Here is a 15,008-nt window from a genome sequence, read left to right on the forward strand (position 1 = left end):
GAAGCTAAGCCTCTCAGCGCCGATGGTACTGCCCTGGAGACGGGGTGGGAGAGTAGGACGCCGCCGGACAACCATTCCCGAAGGGGCCCCAGCATTCGTGCTGGGGCCCCTTCGTCGTTCCCCCAGCCCGGTCGGCATCGCACGGCCCCCGCTCACGGGCGGTCGGCGGAGCGGCGCGTCGGACACGGAGCGGGGCGGCTGCGTGAGGCGGTCCGGTGCCGATGGAGGCGCCTCGTGCGCATGCGTCGGCGCGGTCGTCGGATGCGGCACGCACTCCCGGGCGGCGGTCCGGCGCGCGACACCGCGACGGGCGGATCACCACGCTGGGGAAATGGGAGCGGCCCCCAAACCGTCACATGACGGAACGGGGGCCGCGGTGCAGGCGGAGGGGCCCGGAGCTACGGCACCACCCGCCGGATGCCGGGGAAGGAGACGAGCGCCGCCACCGCCGCGAGGGCCAGGGGCAGGGCGACCGTCAGCGTCACCGTCGACTGGTCGGTGAACCACACCCCGATGCTCCCCCAGGCGTCGAGCCAGGTGATCAGCACGGTGAGGCCACCCAGCACCACGATGGAGCCGAGGATCAGTCCCCAGGTGCCCATCTGGCCCCAGCGCTGGTGCACCACACCCATGCCGACGCCGACGAACATGAAGGCGAGCAGCGGGGCCCCCGAGGCGAACACCTGGAGCACCGGGTTGCCGACCTCGAAGACGCCCGGGGCCCAGAAGTCCATCCCGGCGCCCCAGCCGTTCGTGGCGTTCTCGATGCTCACCAGCGCGGAGAGCGCGATTCCGTAGGCGACGGCCTGCACCAGCGCGACGAGCGCGGTCCCGAGGTAGAAGGCGCGGCGGCTGAGGCTGATCCCCATGGCGAAGGGCAGCACCTGCGTCACCGCCTGCACGTAGACGACCAGCACGGTGATGTAGAAGGCCAGGATGCCGCCGGTGAAGCCGCTCTCCTCGCTGGCCGGGGTGAGGTGCCAGACGGCGAGGTTGATGGCGAAGCTGATCGACACGACCAGCCAGGGGATGCCGAGAGCCACCAGCGGGTGGACCAGGTGCAGGCGAGCGGCCTGCAGCACGCGGGTCATCGGGAGACCTCCTCGAGGTGGACCGGTGCGGTCGGGCCGCCGGCCGCGGTGTGCAGGCTCATGGCGACGACGAGCTGCTGGAGGCTGGTGGCCTCCCAGGACAAGCCGGCCGCCGTCGCGTCGTCGCCGTCGGCGCCGTCGCGCAGCCGCACGACGGCCCGGCTGGTGCTGCCGAGGGACTCGGTGTGCAGCAGCTCGTGCCGGCCGCTGAACGCGGCGACCCGCTCCCGGGGTCCGGTGACCGTGAGCGCCGTGCCGCGCAGCGACTCCGCGTCGGCGTCGAGCAGCACCCTGCCCCGGTCGATCAGGATCACCCGCTCGAGCAGGGCGGCGATCTCCTCGATCAGGTGCGTGGAGAGGACGATCGTGCGCGGGTGCTCGGCGTAGTCAGCGAGCAGGCGGTCGTAGAACAGCTGACGCGCGACGGCGTCCAGTCCCAGGTAGGGCTCGTCGAACAGGGTGAGCGGCGCCCGGGAGGCCAGTCCGACGATGATGCCGACGGCGGAGTTCATGCCGCGCGAGAGCTTCTTGATCGGGCGCTTGGCGGGCAGGTCGAAGTCGCGCAGCAGCGAGGCGGCGAGGTCGGCGTCCCAGTCGGCGAAGACGAACGCCGCGGAGTCGAGCGCGTCCTTGACCCGGAAGTGGTCGGGGTAGCGCTGGCCCTCCTTGATGAAGCAGATCCGGCGCAGGACGTCGTCGTTCTCGAACGGCCGAGCCCCGAAGACCTCGATCCGCCCGCTGGTCGGGACGCGGTGGCCGGTCAGCAGTTGCATGAGGGTCGTCTTGCCGGCGCCGTTGCGGCCCAGCAGCCCGGTGATGGCGTCACGTTCCAGCACCGTCGACACGCCGCTGAGGGCGGTGTGCCCGGGAAAGCGCATCGTGACGTCGGAGACGGTGGCGACGGCGGTCATCGCGGGTCCTCCCAGCGATCGATCATGTCGGTGAGCTCGTGGGCGGGGATGCCGAGCTTCTGGGCCTCGGTCATCAGGGGGCGGACGTACTGGTCGGCGAACTCGCTGCGCCGACGCTTGAGGACCTGTTCGCGGGCGCCGGTGGCGACGAACATCCCGACTCCTCGTCTCTTGTAGAGGACCCCGTCGGTGACCAGCTGGTTCAGGCCCTTGGCGGCGGTCGCGGGGTTGATGCGGTGGAAGGCGGCCAGTTCGTTGGAGGACGGCGCCTGGCTCTCCTCGGGCAGCGAGCCGTCGACGATCGCGTTCTCGATCTCGGCGGCCACCTGCCGGAAGATCGGGCCGGCGTCCTCGTTCACGACGCGGCCCCGGCGTCACCAGGGCCGGGATGGTCCCTGGGTTCATTACTCATGTAATGAACCATAGGACCACCGCCACGCGGGCACAAGTCCCCGCCGCGGGGCGCCGCCGGGCGGCTGCTTCCGACGCCGGGCCCGCGTCGGGGCCGAGGTGCGCGGGGCGGAGCCCGCTCGCCGCCGGTCACCCGGCGAGACGTCGTGCTGGACGGGGGTGAGGGGGCGGTCCGCTCAGAGGGCGGCGGCGAGGGCCGCCAGGTCCTCCGCGGTGGCGTCCAGGTGGGGGGAGACCCGCAGGACCGGCCCGGTCATCTCCCCCGGGGCCCGCTCCCTGCCGGCCGCGGTCAGCACGATGCCGTGCTCGGTGAGCAGCCGGGTGCGGGTGGCGACGACGTCGACACCGTCCGGGGGCCGCAGCGTGGTGATGGCCGTCGGCTCCTCCAGCGGCTCCACCACCCGCCAGCCGGCGACGCCGTCGAGCAGTTCCCGGGTGGCCCGGCCGAGCCCGGCCAGCCGGGCGCGGACGCGCTCGGGCCCCGCGGCGAGGTGCTCCCCGACGGCCACCACCAGGCCGATCCGGCCGGCCACGTGGGCCTCTCCCGACTCGAAGGCGCGCATCGGCGGGACCCCCTCCGGCTCGGCCAGCACCGGTACCAGCTCGGCGGCGATCGACGGGCCGACGATCAGCACGCCCACGCCACGGGGCCCGGCCAGCCACTTCCGCGAGGTCCCGTAGACGACCTCCGCGCCGAGGTCGACGTCGACGTGCCCCAGGGACTGCGCGGCGTCGAGCACCAGGGGGACGCCGGCCGCGCGGCACAGTGCCGCGATCTCGCGCGCCGGCTGCACGATCCCGCGGTGGCTGCCGATGTGGGTGAGATGCACGAACCGGGGCGGGTCGGTGGCCAGGAGCTGCTCCACGCCGTCGACGTCGGCCCGCCCGAGGCCGTCGACCGGCAGCGGCTCCGGGCGCAGGCCGGCGGCGCGCAGCTGGGCGACGTTCGGGGCGTACTCGCCGGGCAGGCAGGCGACCCGCGAGCCCGCGGGTAGCCGCCAGCCGCCGAGCAGGGTGACCAGCGCGGCCTGGGCGGACTCGACGAAGGCCACGTCGGCGGCGGCCATGCCGGCCAGGCCGCCGATGACCGAGCGCCCCTGCTGCAGCAGGTCGTCAGCGGTCGCCTCCGCGACGTAGCCGCCCAGCTCGGCCTCGTGCCGGGCGTGGTGCGCCGCGGCCTCCAGCGCCCGGTGGCTCTGCCGGCTGGACGCCGCGCTGTCGAGGTGCCGGCCCGCCGGCCGGGGACGCACCGTGCGCCAGTGCGCACCGAGGTCGTCGAACGGCAGGGGGGTGTGCGCGGCGGTCACCTGCAGCACGCTAGGCGTCGCTCAGCTCTCGAGCACACCCCGGGCCACGGAGACCCCCGAGTGCGCCGGGTCGCCGTCGAGCGGCTCCACCGAGACGTCGACGATCGGGAACTCCCCGAGGTCCAGCCCCGCCGGCAGCTCGAAGGTCTGCGCCCCGGGGCGCAGGACGCCCAGCGGCACCATGTCGACGATCCCGGGTTCGATCAGCCAGATCTCGTAGTAGCCGTCCTCGACTTCCGGCGCGTCGAGCTCGACCCGCATGGCCCGGGACCCGTCGGAGCGGAGGACGACCTCCGCCCGCCCGGCGGCCGGCTCGTCGCCGAGCGGTTCGAGGGCCACGGCGGTGATCGGCTCGACGCCGTCCCCACCGCGCAGCAGCGCGACCGCTCCGGCCCCCACGACGGCACCGGCGACCGCGGCGGCCACGGCGAGGAGCAGCGGCCGGCGGCGGCGGAAGGGCAGCACCTCGCCGCCGCGCGCCGGCGGCGCAGGTGCCACGGGCGGCGTCGCGGCCGTGGCCCCGGCGGCGCCGGTGGCCGCAGGCGCGGTGGCGGTCGGTGCGGCGGCGGCCGGGCGGGGCGTCGACGACACCCCGGTGGCCGCGGCGATCCCCGCCCACACGGAGGCCGGTGGCGCCACGGGAGGGCCGGGCTCGGCGAGCTCGGGGACGGCGACGGCGTCGACGGCCCGCTGCAGGCCGGCGACCTCGTCGCGGCACCGGGCGCACGCGGACAGGTGGGCGGCGTCGTCGGCCGGCAGCGGTTCGTGCAGCGCCGCGAGGGCGAGCTGCTCAGGCTGGCAGTGTGGCACCGTCCACCTCCAATCGTGTCCTCAGGCGTTCGAGCGTGCGGCGGATGTGGGATTTCACCGTGCCGAGCGGGATGCCGGTGCGCTCGGCGATCTGGGCGTGGGTGAGGTCGGCGAAGAAGGCGAGCTCGATGATGCCGCGCTGCGGTTGGCCCAGGCGATCGAGCTCCTCGAGCACCAGCAGCCGGTCGCTCACGACGCCGTCCACGGGCGGGGTCGTCCCGCCGGCCGGTGCGGCCTGCGCCTCCGACGCGGCGGCCTCGGCCTCGCGGCGCATCCTGTCCCGCCGGGCCCAGGCGTCGGCGATCTTGTGACGGCAGATGCCCACCAGCCAGGCGGGGAGGGGGCCCTGGTCGGGGCGGTAGCGCGCGCGGCCGGTCCAGGCGGAGATGAAGGTCTGCTGGGTGACGTCCTCGGCGTCGGGCCCGGGACCGAAGGCGCGCACCGCCATGCCGTGCAGCTGCCCCGCCCACCGCTCGTACGCCAGCGCGAGCGCCTGCTCGTCACCGGTGGCGAACCGGCGGCCCACCTCGGCGTCGTCCGGCTCCGCGGCGCCATCCGGCGGCGGTTCCGGAGGGGAGGTCACGGCCGGGACGCTACCGAGGTCGGCCCGCGTCCGGGCGAGCAGCCCGGTCACGGCGCACCGTCCACCACCGGTTCCGCGACCACGACGACGTTGTCGCGGTAGCTGCGGTACTCCGGGAGGAACGGGCCGCCGCAGGTGATGACCACCAGCCGGGCCGGCCCCTCGCGGGCGAAGATCGTGTCGAGCGGCAGCACCTGCTTCTGCACGAGCTCCCGGGAGACGACGCGCCAGCGGGTGGTCTGCCCGGCGGCGTCGGTGACGGTGAGCTCGTCGCCGGGCTCGGCGTCGCGGAGCGGGAAGAGGGCGCCGGGGCCCTGCTCGCGGTCGTCGACGTGGCCGGCGAGCACGGCGTTGCCGTCCGCACCGGGTGCCGGGCCGTGGCGGTACCAGCCCACCCGGTCGACGTCCTCGGGGAGTTCCATCTGCCCGTCCCCGGCGACGCCGACCGGATCGACCGGTGCGGTGACGCCGAGGCCCGGCAGCTCCAGCCGGAGCGGCGGGGGTGTGGCGGGGACGGCGGCCGGTGCCGCGTCGCGGACGGACACCGGGGGGAGCGAGGAGGCCCCGGACGGCGCCGGGGTGGCGGCGTCGGGGCGCTCCAGCACCCGCTCGACCGGCGGACCCGCCGCCGCGTCCGGCCGGGTCACGGCCCACGCGGTCGGCGCACCGACGGCGAGGGCCAGCCCGAGCACGGCGGTGGCGGCGGCGGGTCGCACGGTCAGCTCCTCGGAGTGACGGTGATCAGCGCGAGGACCGGGCGAGCCGCAGGGCGCCGGCGCCGGCCAGGGCGAGACCGGCCACGGCCGCGGCACCCACGGGCAGGGGGAGGTCCGAGTCGTCGGCCAGCCCGGCGGTGCCACCCGGGACGCCGCTGGGCGCGGAGTGCTGGGCGGAGACGCTCTGGACGGCGAGCTCGAAGCCGGCGTCCTCCGAGCCCCACGCGTAGACGACGGTCGAGGTGCCCTCGGCCAGCGTCAGGTCGGCGGGGCCGATGGCGACGGTGTCGGTGCCCGCGAGCACGACGTCGGCGTTGATCGTCCCGGCCGGGACGGTGAGGGTCTCCTCGTTCGGGTTGGTCAGCCCCTCGATCACCGGCTGGCCGCCGGCGCGGACGTCCACGGCGGGCGCCGCGGCGACGTGCCGGACGGTGACGCGGGCCTGACCGGCGGGCACGGAGCCCGTCTCGTTGACGAACGGGGTGAGCGCGGGCTCGCCGGCCTCGGTCAGGTGGGCCACCACGGTGGCGTTGGCGCCGGCCGGGACCTCCACGCCGTCGGCCGACAGGATCGGGTCGCCGGAGTCGTCGGCGGCGTCGGCCGGGTAGAGGGCGAGGTCGTAGCTGCCGCCGGGCAGCTCCAGCGGGTCGGTGAGGGTGCCCGGCTGGAAGTCGTCGATCAGCCGCTCGCCGTTGGCGTACACGTCCACCGGGGTGTCGGGGACGCCGTGCAGGACCGAGACCGTGGCGGTGTGGTTGTCGGCCATGGCCGGGGTGGCGACCAGGACGACGGCGCCGACGGCACCGAGGACGCCGGCGGAACGGCCGACTGTGCGGATGGTGCTCACGGGTGGCTCCTCATCTCGTAGGGGGTCGTGCTGCCTGGTCTTCCGCTGCGCTCCGGCCGCCGGATGCGGATCGCCTCCAACAATCTCGGACGCGATTCGGATCGATACCTCCCGAGGCGCTCCCCGGGCGGCGCGGGGAGGATGCCCCTGTGCCTGACCGAGACCGCGACGAGCAGGGCCGGGCCCGCAACGCGCGCCCGCGGGATGCGCTCGGGCGGCCGCTGCCGCACGGCGCCGTCGGGGAGGAGCGCGCCCCCGAGGGAGTGGTCCGGGCGCCGGAGGTGGCGCTCGCCGAGGCGCAGGAACTGCTGGACGCCGGGCGCCCGTTCCACGCCCACGAGGTGCTGGAGGATGCCTGGAAGTCCGCACCCGAGGACGAGCGCGAGCTGTGGCGAGGGCTGGCCCAGCTCGCCGTCGGCCTGACCCACGCCGCCCGCGGCAACGACCGGGGCGCGACCAGTCTGCTCGAGCGCGGGGCGGCGGCCCTCGGTCCGTACGCCGACCGCCGTCCGCACGGGGTGGACGTGGCCGGGCTCGCCGGGTGGGCGCGTGCGCTGGCCGCCGCGCCCGCCACCGGCCGCGACCCGGTGCGCAGCGCTCCCCGGCTCCGCGGTTGAGCGGACCGTCCGGCGGCGAGGCGGTCGGCCAGGTTTCGGGTACGGGCGGTGCCGGGCACCGCCGGGGGATGAGCGGGACGGCAGGCCGGCAGGACGGGCTCCGGGCGGCGGCGGTGATCGCCGCCGCCGTCGCGCAGGTGGCCGGCAGCCCCGTGGGCAGCGCGATCGCCGGCCGCAGCGTCGGCGCGGTCAGCGACGAGACCGGTTCGCTGATCACCCCGGCGGGCTACGCCTTCAGCATCTGGGGTGTCATCTTCGCCGGATCGCTGGCCTGGGCGGTGTACCAGGCGCTGCCGGCCCAGCGCGGCCGGGAGCTGCACCGGCGCACCGGCTGGCCGCTGGCCGCGGCGTTCGCGGGCAACACCGCGTGGGAGATCGCCTTCCCCCTGATCGGGGTGTCGGTGCCGCTGGTTCCGGTCGTGCTCCTGTTCTGCATCGTGGCGGCCGCCGCGGTCGCCTGGGCGCGGTTGCAGGACCTCCCGGTCGAGGGCCTGGGGCGGGTGCTGCCGGCCGCCGTCGCCGGGCTGCTGCTCGGCTGGGTCACCGTGGCCGCGGCGGTCAACACCGGCCAGGCGGGGGTCGCGCTCGGCGCCCCGGCGTCCGGCACGACCGCGCAGCTGTGGGCTGTCGGAGCGCTGGCCGGGGTCGCGCTGATCGCGTGCGCCCTGGTGCTCGCCGCCCGCACCGCGGCCGGGCCGTTCGCGCTCGCCGTCGTCTGGGGGCTGGTGGCCGTCGCGGCCGCCGGCCCGCCGGCCCCGGTGGTGATCGCTGCCTTCGCCGCCGCGGCCGCGGTGGCGGTCGCGCTCGTCGTCCGCACCGTCGTCCGGCGGGACCCGGTCTCGCTGCTCGTCGGCTGAGCCTCAGCGGCCGCGTACGCGGGTGTAGCGGTCCAGCGCGACCCGGCGCTCGTGCGCGTGGTCGACGACCGGCTCCGGGTAGCCGGCCGGGATGCCGCCGGGCGCGGTCCACGGCTCGTGCACGTGCCGCGGATCGAGGTCATGCAGCTCGGGCACCCAGCGCTTCACGTAGGTGCCGTCGGGGTCGAACTTCTTGCCCTGGGTGACCGGGTTGAACACGCGGTAGTAGGGCGAGGCGTCGGTGCCGGTGCCGGCGACCCACTGCCAGCCGTGCTGGTTGCTGGCCAGGTCGCCGTCGACCAGGTGCCGCATGAACCAGCGGGCGCCCACCGTCCACTCCTGGTGCAGGTCCTTGACCAGGAACGAGGCGACGATCATCCGCACCCGGTTGTGCACGTAGGCCTCGCCGAGCAGCTGGCGCATGCCGGCGTCGACGATCGGAAAGCCGGTGCGGCCGGTCTCCCAGGCCCGCACGAGCTCCTCGGCGTCCGGGCCGCTGTCGTAGCCCATCCCCTGCAGCTCCGGCTTGAGGTACTCCCGGGCCGACTCCGGTCGGTGCCAGAGGACGTCGGCGTAGAACTCCCGCCAGGCCAGCTCGTCGGTGTACCGGCGCACCGACTCGGTCTGCTCCGCCGCGGCGAGGTCGGCCAGCAGCGTGCGAGGGTGGAGGCAGCCGTACTTGAGGTAGGCCGACAGCCGGCTCGTCCCGTCGCCGCCCGGGGTGTTGCGCCCGTCGGCGTAGCCGAGCAGCCGCTCGTCCCGGAAGCGCGCCCAGGCGGCCAGCGCGGCGGCCTCGCCGGCCGGGGGCAGGACGACGCCGTCGAGGTGGGGTGCTGGCGGGTGGTCGTCGGAGCGGACGCCGGTGCGCCAGCGGACGCCGTCGGGGGAGGACGCCGGCGGGCGCCAGCCGTGCTCCCGCCAGGCCCGGGCGAACGGCGAGTACACGCGGAACGGCGTCCCGTCGGCCTTGGTGACCCGGCCGGGCGTCACCGCGTACGGCGACCCGGTGCGCGCGAACGGGACATCGCCCAGGGCCCGCTCCACGGCCTGGTCCCGGTGCCGCCCGTACGGCCCCGCGTCGGCGCTGACGTGCACCGACGTCGCGCCGACCTCGTGGACCAGCGCCGGCAGCACCCGGACGGGGTCGCCGTGCCGGAGGACCAGCGCGCCGCCGAGGTCGGCGTCCAGCGCGGCGAGGCAGTCGAGCAGGAAGCGGCGGCGCGGCTCGCCGGACGGGCCCCACAGCCGGTCATCGACCACGAACACCGGGAGGACCTCGCCGTCCGGCCCGGCCGCGTCCCGCGCGGCCAGCAGCGCGGGGTGGTCGCCCAGGCGCAGGTCGCGGCGGAACCAGAGCAGCGCGGTCGGCACCCGGCCGAGCGTAGGAGGCCCCGGCCCCGGGCGCGCCTCAGGCGGAGCGGTCCAGGTTCTCCAGCGCCAGCACCCGCCACAGGCCGGTCCGGCGCAGCAGGCCCTGGGTGCGCCGGTTGGCCCCGCGGACGACGACGCTGCCGCCGCGGGCCCGGCATGCCCGGTGGGCGGTGAGCAGGCTGGCCGCTGCCGGGCTGGTCAGGTGCTCCACCTCGCCGACGTCGACGACCACCCGCCGCGCACCCGCCAGCAGGGCGTCGTGCAGCAGCCAGCGGATGTCGGCGACGCCGTCGGCGAGCATCTCCTCGGTCAGCCGCAGGACGACCTCACCGCGGCCGCCCTCGGCACCGGGGGCACGGGTGTCGCGGTCGGCAGGGCGCACGGCGGTCTCCTCGGCGGTCGGTCTCCGCACGGTCCCCAGCAGCTTCTCCACCGGAGTTTGCGATTCCCCGGGTCGCGACATTGCGATCGCATGACGGTGGCCGCCGCGTCCGAGGTGGCCGGCCCGCGGTGGCAGCATGTCCGCGTGTCGTTGCGGATCCTGGTCGTGGAGGACGACGACTCCATCCGCACCGCGCTGCGGTGGGCGCTGGAGGACGAGGGGTACGACGTCGCCGAGGCCGCCTCCGGGGAGGACGCCGTCGGCATGGTGGGCATCGCCGCGCCCGACATGATGATCGTCGACCTGATGCTCGGGTCGATGGACGGCCTGGCCGTCATCCGCGAGGTCCGCCGCGCCCACGACCTGCCCGTCGTCGTCGTCAGCGCCCGCGCGGACACGCAGGACATCGTCGAGGCGCTCGAGGCGGGCGCCGACGACTACGTGACCAAGCCCTTCCAGATCAAGGAGATCACCGCCCGGCTGCGTGCGCTGCGCCGCCGGACGGCCACGGCTCCGGCGGGCTCCCCGGCCGACGCCGCCCGGGCGGGCGTCGTCCTCGACCACGACCCGGCGGGCCCGCTGGTCCTGCGGGAGGCCAGCGGCACGGTCTACCGCGGGGACGAGCTGGTCCCGCTGACGCTGACCGAGTACCGGGTGCTCTGCGAGCTGGCCGGCGCGCCGGGGCGGGTCTTCAGCCGGCAGGCGCTGCTCGAGCGGGTCTGGGAGCACGGGTTCTTCGGGGACGAGCGGATCGTCGACGTGCACGTGCGACGGCTGCGGACGAAGGTCGAGCGGGACCCGAGTGCTCCCCGGCTCGTGGTCACCGTCCGGGGGCTGGGCTACCGCCTGGACCCGCAGTGAGCGGCCGGTGAGCAGGGTCCCGGGGCGGCGGGGGCTGCGGAGGCGGATCGTGCTCGGCTTCGCGGCCAGCACGTTGCTGGTCTCCGCGGTGCTCGTCACGACCACGTGGCTGCTGGCGCGCAGCTTCGTGGTGGAGCAGCGCGAGCAGGCGCTCACGCAGCAGGCGTTCGCCGACGCCGAGGTGCTGCGCAACCGGCTGTCCAGCGCAGGTGCCGACGTCGGGCGGGTGCTCGGGGAGCTCGTCCCGTTCGGTGACGCGGAGATCGTCGTCCGGCGGGAGGACGACTGGTTCTCCTCCAGTCTGGAGGTCGGCGGTCGTGACGTGCCGGCCGCCCTCCAGGAGGTGGTGTCCACCGGCGCGGCGGGCACGCTGCGGGTGGACTCCGCCGAGGGGCCGCGGCTCGTCGTCGCCGTGCCCGTGGTGAGCGCGGGCGTGGAGTTCTACGAGGTGGCGCCGCTGGACGACCTGGAGGCGTTGCTGCGCACGCTGGCCGTCGTCCTCGGTGCCGGTGCGGTCGCGGCGACCGTGGCCGGCGCCGGGTTCGGGATGTGGGCCAGCCGTCGTGCGGTGCTGCCCCTGGAGCAGGTCGCCGGGGCCGCGACGAGCATCGCCGGCGGCGAGCTCTCCACCCGCCTGCCGGCGACCGACGACCCCGACCTGGTCGGGATCGTGGCGGCGTTCAACAGCATGGTCGACGCCCTGGCCGCGCGGATCACCCGCGACGCCCGGTTCGTCGGCGACGTCAGCCACGAGCTCCGCAGCCCCCTCACCAGCCTGACCACGAGCGTCGAGGTGCTGGCGACCCGCCGCCAGGAGCTCCCGCCGCGTGCGCAGCAGGCCCTCGCCCTGGTGGAGGGCGAGGTCGCGCGGCTGCGCGTCACCCTCGACGACCTGCTGGAGCTGGCCTGGCACGACGGCGTCGGGCAGCTGCCCGACGCCGTCCCGGTGTCGATGGCGGTGCTGGTCCGGGAGGTGCTGGAGCGGACCGGCCGGCCCGTCGGCCTGCTGGACGCCGGCGCGCCGGAGGAGACCACCGTCCTCGGCGACAAGAACCGGCTGGAGCGCGCCGTGCGGAACCTGCTGGACAACGCCGACCGCTACGCGGGCGGGCCGGAGCACGTGGACGTCGGGCGCTGTGAGGGTTCGGTCGTGGTGACGGTGGACGACGCCGGCCCGGGCGTGGCCCCGCTGGACCGGGAGCGGATCTTCGAGCGCTTCGCCCGGGCCCCCGGTTCGGCGCGCGGTTCGGTGCCCGGGGCCGGGCTCGGGTTGGCCATCGTGGCCGAGACGGCGGCCCAGCACGGGGGCGCGGCGTGGTGCGCCGCCGGCCCGAGCGGCGGCGCCCGGTTCGTCCTGTCGCTGCCGGCGGCGCGGACGTGAAGCGCCTGCGCCGGGTGAGCGCCGCGGGCACCCTGGGCGCCGTCCTCGCGGCAACGGCCTGCGGCGTCCCCACCGGCGGGGACCCGTCGACGATCGCGGCGTCCGACGTCCCGTACGGGCTCGCCGCACCGGCTGCCCCGCCGTCGGCCGCGCCGTCGTCCGTCCCCGGCCAGACCGGGTGGGCCTACCTCGTCGGCCCCGACGAGTCGCTCGTCCCCCGGGCCCGGGACGCCGGCACGGGGTCGCTCGACGAGCGGCTGGGCGCCCTGCTGGACGCGCTGACCGCCGGCCCGACCGAGGACGAGCGGGCCGAGCAGGTGTCCACCGCCCTCCCCTCCGGCGTGACGCTGGCGGTGGCGGGCATCGACGGCACCACGGCCACGATCGACATCTCCGGCACCGCGCCGCTGTCCTCCAGCCGCCGCGCCGTGGCGCAGATCGTGCTCACCGCGACGAGCCTGCCCGGGATCGAGGCCGTCCTGCTGACCAGCGACGGGGAGCCGGTGGAGGCGCCGCTGCCCTCCGGTGCGCTCACCGACGCGCCGCTGCTGCCCGCCGACTACGCCGTCTTCCTCAGCCCGCCGCCGCCACCCACGGAATCCACCTCGCCGGCCGTGCCGGCCCCTCCCATCACCGGGGCGCAGCCGACCGTCACCGGGCCGCGACCGTCGCCCACCGTGGCGCCACCCTTCGTCGCCGACACCCGGCCGGACACGGCATCGGCGTCGCCCGGGGCCGCCGTCACCGTGACCGACCTCCGGGTCGGCCGCCACGAGGGGTTCGACCGGGTCGTCCTCGAGGTGGACGGCGCCGGGCTGCCGGGCTGGGACGCCCGCTACGTGCCCGAGGCGCGGTCGGAGGGGAGCGGCTCCCCGGTGCAGGTCGCGGGGGAGGCGGTCCTGCGGCTCGCGGTCACCGGCGTCGGGTTGCCCGGGGACACCGGCGTGGCCCCGTACCCGGGCCCCGGACGGCTGGCGCCGGGGTACCCGGCGGTGCGCGAGGTCGTCCTGGACAGCACCTTCGAGGGGCAGACGGTGACCTTCGTCGGCACCGCGGCCGAGCGGCCGTTCCGCGTGTACCGGCTGCAGAACCCCGACCGGGTGGTGGTCGAGGTGCTCCACCAGGGCTGAGACGGGCGAGATCTGCACACCGGCCCGGTTCCGGGGCCGGATGGGGGCCGGTGTGCAGATCTGGCCGGGTGCGGAACGGTCACCAGCGGTGGGCCACGTCGATCACGAGGCGCACCGCGTCGTCGTCCCCGGGGGCGCCGAGCAGGGTGAAGGTGCGGAACGGCAGCCGGGCACGGGTGCCGACGCCGAGCGTGGTGCGGCCCTCGAAGGAGCCCGCCCACGCGACCTGCTCGACGGTGCGGAAGCCGTCGACGTCCACGACCTCGCCGCGGCTGGGCGGGAGGTAGGTGGCCCGCCCGGAGGCGTCGTAGGCGGGGGCGTCGACGACGACCTGCAGCGCCGCACCGCCCGCCAGCGGGACGGGGGTGCCCGAGCCCTCCTGGTGCACCGCGTCGACGTAGCGCACCGAGTAGCCGGTCGCCGCGGCGGGACCGCGCAGGTCGACGACCAGGCGGTCGAAGCAGGCGTGTCGGCCGGCGCGCACGTCGGTCACGGCCAGGCCGGCGGTGGACGCCGCGCTGCTCTCCGGCAGCGACCCCCACACCAGCCCGCAGTACGGCGCGCGGGTCGCCCCGGCCGCCGTCGCCGGGGTGAGGACGCCGACCAGCAGCGCGATCACACCGGCGAGGACCGCCAGGGAACCGAGTCGGATCCTTCTCACGATGACCTCCATCTGTCGGGCCCGCGCCCCTGCGGAACGGGCCTGTGGACGGAGGTCTACTCGCCCGCGGGGAGCTCGGAAGCGGCCGCAACAGGGTCTCCACCAGGTCGTCGCGGCCGTCATCCGGCCGTCGCACCGCCGCAACGCCGCCGTCGGAGAACCGCCTGATCGGGGACGGCGGGACGCCGGGATCCGCGCGATCATGGTCGGGTGCCCGAGTTGCCCGAGGTGGAGGCGCTGACGGCGTTCCTGCGCGAGAACGCCGTCGGCCACGTGCTGGCGCGCGCCGACCTCGCCGCCGTCCAGGCGATCAAGACCTTCGACCCGCCGCTGTCCTCACTGGCCGGGCTGGAGATCACCGGCGCCGCCCGGCACGGCAAGTTCCTCGATCTCGACGTCAGCGGGCTGCACCTGGTCGTCCACCTGGCCCGGGCCGGCTGGCTGCACTGGCGGGAGAGCCTGCCGACCGCACCGCCGAAGCCGGGCAAGGGTCCGCTCGCGCTGCGGGTGCACCTCGATGACGGGAACGGCTTCGACCTCACCGAGCAGGGCACCCGCAAGGGCCTGGCCGTCTACGTCGTCCGGTCACCCGCCGAGGTGCCCGGGATCGCCCGCCTGGGGCCCGACGCGCTGGAGGTCGACCGGGAGACGTTCGCCCGCCTGATGGCCGGCCGCAGCGGGCAGCTCAAGGGGGCGCTCACCGACCAGACGCTGCTCGCCGGCATCGGCAACGCCTACTCCGACGAGATCCTGCACGCCGCCCGGCTGTCGCCGTTCAAGATGGCCGACAAGCTGAGCGACGACGAACTGGTCCGTCTCTTCGACGCGGTGCGGGGGACGCTGACCGAGGCGCTGGGCCGCCAGGTCGGCCAGCGGGCCGCCACCATGAAGGGCGAGAAGCGCTCGGGGCTGCAGGTGCACGCCCGCACCGGGCTGCCGTGCCCGGTGTGCGGGGACACCGTGCGCGAGGTCAGCTTCGCCGACACCTCGTTGCAGTACTGCCCCACCTGCCAGACCGGCGGCAAGCCGCTCGCCGACCGGCGGATGAGCAAGCTCCTGCGCTGAAGGAGGT

The 15,008-nt window shown here is 75.9% G+C and carries 17 protein-coding genes; 6 read left to right on the plus strand and 11 right to left on the minus strand.

The genetic code is table 11. From position 1 onward, the window contains the following. Positions 1-398 precede the first annotated feature (398 nt). The 8 genes from ACI79Q_RS09985 to ACI79Q_RS10020 all read right to left on the minus strand — a co-directional run bounded on the left by ACI79Q_RS09985 (position 399) and on the right by ACI79Q_RS10020 (position 6,676). A complete protein-coding gene (locus ACI79Q_RS09985) occupies positions 399-1,091 on the minus strand; it encodes a hypothetical protein (RefSeq protein ID WP_456590221.1) in 693 nt (230 codons plus the stop codon). After that, positions 1,088-2,002 (minus strand): ABC transporter ATP-binding protein, encoded by a 915-nt coding sequence (locus ACI79Q_RS09990; protein ID WP_456590222.1) that lies wholly within the window; start codon positions 2,000-2,002, stop codon positions 1,088-1,090. Before ACI79Q_RS09990 ends, ACI79Q_RS09985 begins: the two co-directional genes overlap by 4 nt. After that, a complete protein-coding gene (locus tag ACI79Q_RS09995) occupies positions 1,999-2,361 on the minus strand; it encodes a GntR family transcriptional regulator (protein ID WP_456590223.1) in 363 nt (120 codons plus the stop codon). Before ACI79Q_RS09995 ends, ACI79Q_RS09990 begins: the two co-directional genes overlap by 4 nt. A 228-nt stretch (positions 2,362-2,589) precedes the next feature. After that, positions 2,590-3,720, minus strand: a complete 1,131-nt coding sequence (gene egtE / locus ACI79Q_RS10000) for an ergothioneine biosynthesis PLP-dependent enzyme EgtE (protein ID WP_456590224.1) — start codon at positions 3,718-3,720, stop codon at positions 2,590-2,592. A 21-nt stretch (positions 3,721-3,741) separates the two neighbouring features. Continuing rightward, positions 3,742-4,530: an anti-sigma factor domain-containing protein gene (locus ACI79Q_RS10005; RefSeq protein ID WP_456590225.1), complete on the minus strand. Its 789-nt coding sequence runs from the start codon at positions 4,528-4,530 to the stop codon at positions 3,742-3,744. Further along, on the minus strand, positions 4,511-5,113 hold the full coding sequence (locus ACI79Q_RS10010; RefSeq protein WP_456590226.1) for an RNA polymerase sigma factor: 603 nt from the start codon (positions 5,111-5,113) through the stop codon (positions 4,511-4,513). Before ACI79Q_RS10010 ends, ACI79Q_RS10005 begins: the two co-directional genes overlap by 20 nt. A gap of 47 nt (positions 5,114-5,160) precedes the next feature. Next, positions 5,161-5,829 (minus strand): class F sortase, encoded by a 669-nt coding sequence (locus ACI79Q_RS10015; protein ID WP_456590227.1) that lies wholly within the window; start codon positions 5,827-5,829, stop codon positions 5,161-5,163. A 25-nt stretch (positions 5,830-5,854) separates the two neighbouring features. Then, on the minus strand, positions 5,855-6,676 hold the full coding sequence (locus ACI79Q_RS10020; protein WP_456614631.1) for a DUF4397 domain-containing protein: 822 nt from the start codon (positions 6,674-6,676) through the stop codon (positions 5,855-5,857). A gap of 149 nt (positions 6,677-6,825) precedes the next feature. Between ACI79Q_RS10020 and ACI79Q_RS10025 the strand changes: the two genes are divergently transcribed. Beyond that, positions 6,826-7,293, plus strand: coding sequence for a DUF309 domain-containing protein (locus ACI79Q_RS10025; RefSeq protein ID WP_456590229.1), 468 nt, complete (start codon positions 6,826-6,828; stop codon positions 7,291-7,293). Positions 7,294-7,361: 68 nt separating this feature from the next. Then, positions 7,362-8,150 carry a hypothetical protein gene (locus tag ACI79Q_RS10030; RefSeq protein ID WP_456590230.1) on the plus strand — a complete coding sequence of 263 codons (789 nt, stop codon included), beginning with the start codon at positions 7,362-7,364 and terminating at the stop codon, positions 8,148-8,150. 3 nt (positions 8,151-8,153) lie between these two features. Here ACI79Q_RS10030 and ACI79Q_RS10035 read toward each other — a convergent pair whose 3' ends face one another. After that, complete coding sequence (locus ACI79Q_RS10035; RefSeq protein ID WP_456614632.1) at positions 8,154-9,521, minus strand: cryptochrome/photolyase family protein; 1,368 nt, start codon at positions 9,519-9,521, stop codon at positions 8,154-8,156. A 37-nt stretch (positions 9,522-9,558) separates the two neighbouring features. Next, positions 9,559-9,933 (minus strand): STAS domain-containing protein, encoded by a 375-nt coding sequence (locus ACI79Q_RS10040; RefSeq protein WP_456614633.1) that lies wholly within the window; start codon positions 9,931-9,933, stop codon positions 9,559-9,561. A 114-nt stretch (positions 9,934-10,047) separates the two neighbouring features. On the opposite strand from ACI79Q_RS10040, the gene ACI79Q_RS10045 reads away from it, so the two are divergent. The 3 genes from ACI79Q_RS10045 to ACI79Q_RS10055 are packed head-to-tail and all read left to right on the plus strand — an operon-like array spanning position 10,048 to position 13,275. Further along, on the plus strand, positions 10,048-10,764 hold the full coding sequence (locus ACI79Q_RS10045) for a response regulator (protein WP_456590233.1): 717 nt from the start codon (positions 10,048-10,050) through the stop codon (positions 10,762-10,764). A 7-nt stretch (positions 10,765-10,771) separates the two neighbouring features. Then, positions 10,772-12,145 carry a sensor histidine kinase gene (locus tag ACI79Q_RS10050; RefSeq protein WP_456590234.1) on the plus strand — a complete coding sequence of 458 codons (1,374 nt, stop codon included), beginning with the start codon at positions 10,772-10,774 and terminating at the stop codon, positions 12,143-12,145. Next, a complete protein-coding gene (locus ACI79Q_RS10055) occupies positions 12,142-13,275 on the plus strand; it encodes a GerMN domain-containing protein (RefSeq protein ID WP_456614634.1) in 1,134 nt (377 codons plus the stop codon). Before ACI79Q_RS10050 ends, ACI79Q_RS10055 begins: the two co-directional genes overlap by 4 nt. A 79-nt stretch (positions 13,276-13,354) precedes the next feature. Here ACI79Q_RS10055 and ACI79Q_RS10060 read toward each other — a convergent pair whose 3' ends face one another. Next, complete coding sequence (locus ACI79Q_RS10060; RefSeq protein WP_456614635.1) at positions 13,355-13,936, minus strand: AMIN-like domain-containing (lipo)protein; 582 nt, start codon at positions 13,934-13,936, stop codon at positions 13,355-13,357. Between the two features lie 210 nt (positions 13,937-14,146). Here ACI79Q_RS10060 and ACI79Q_RS10065 point away from each other — a divergent pair, with 210 nt between their 5' ends. After that, the gene (locus ACI79Q_RS10065; protein ID WP_456590237.1) at positions 14,147-15,001 is read left to right on the plus strand and encodes an Fpg/Nei family DNA glycosylase; all 855 of its coding nucleotides are present in this window, start codon (positions 14,147-14,149) and stop codon (positions 14,999-15,001) included. The last annotated feature ends 7 nt before the right edge of the window (positions 15,002-15,008 follow it).

This window comes from Blastococcus sp. SYSU DS0828 (genome assembly GCF_054050975.1).

Excerpts from the sequence above, each read along its gene's own strand:
- ACI79Q_RS09990 (WP_456590222.1), bottom strand. The coding sequence starts at position 2,002 with ATGACCGCCGTCGCCACCGTCTCCGACGTCACGATGCGCTTTCCCGGG.
- ACI79Q_RS09985 (WP_456590221.1), bottom strand. The coding sequence starts at position 1,091 with ATGACCCGCGTGCTGCAGGCCGCTCGCCTGCACCTGGTCCACCCGCTG.
- ACI79Q_RS10030 (WP_456590230.1), top strand. The coding sequence starts at position 7,362 with ATGAGCGGGACGGCAGGCCGGCAGGACGGGCTCCGGGCGGCGGCGGTG.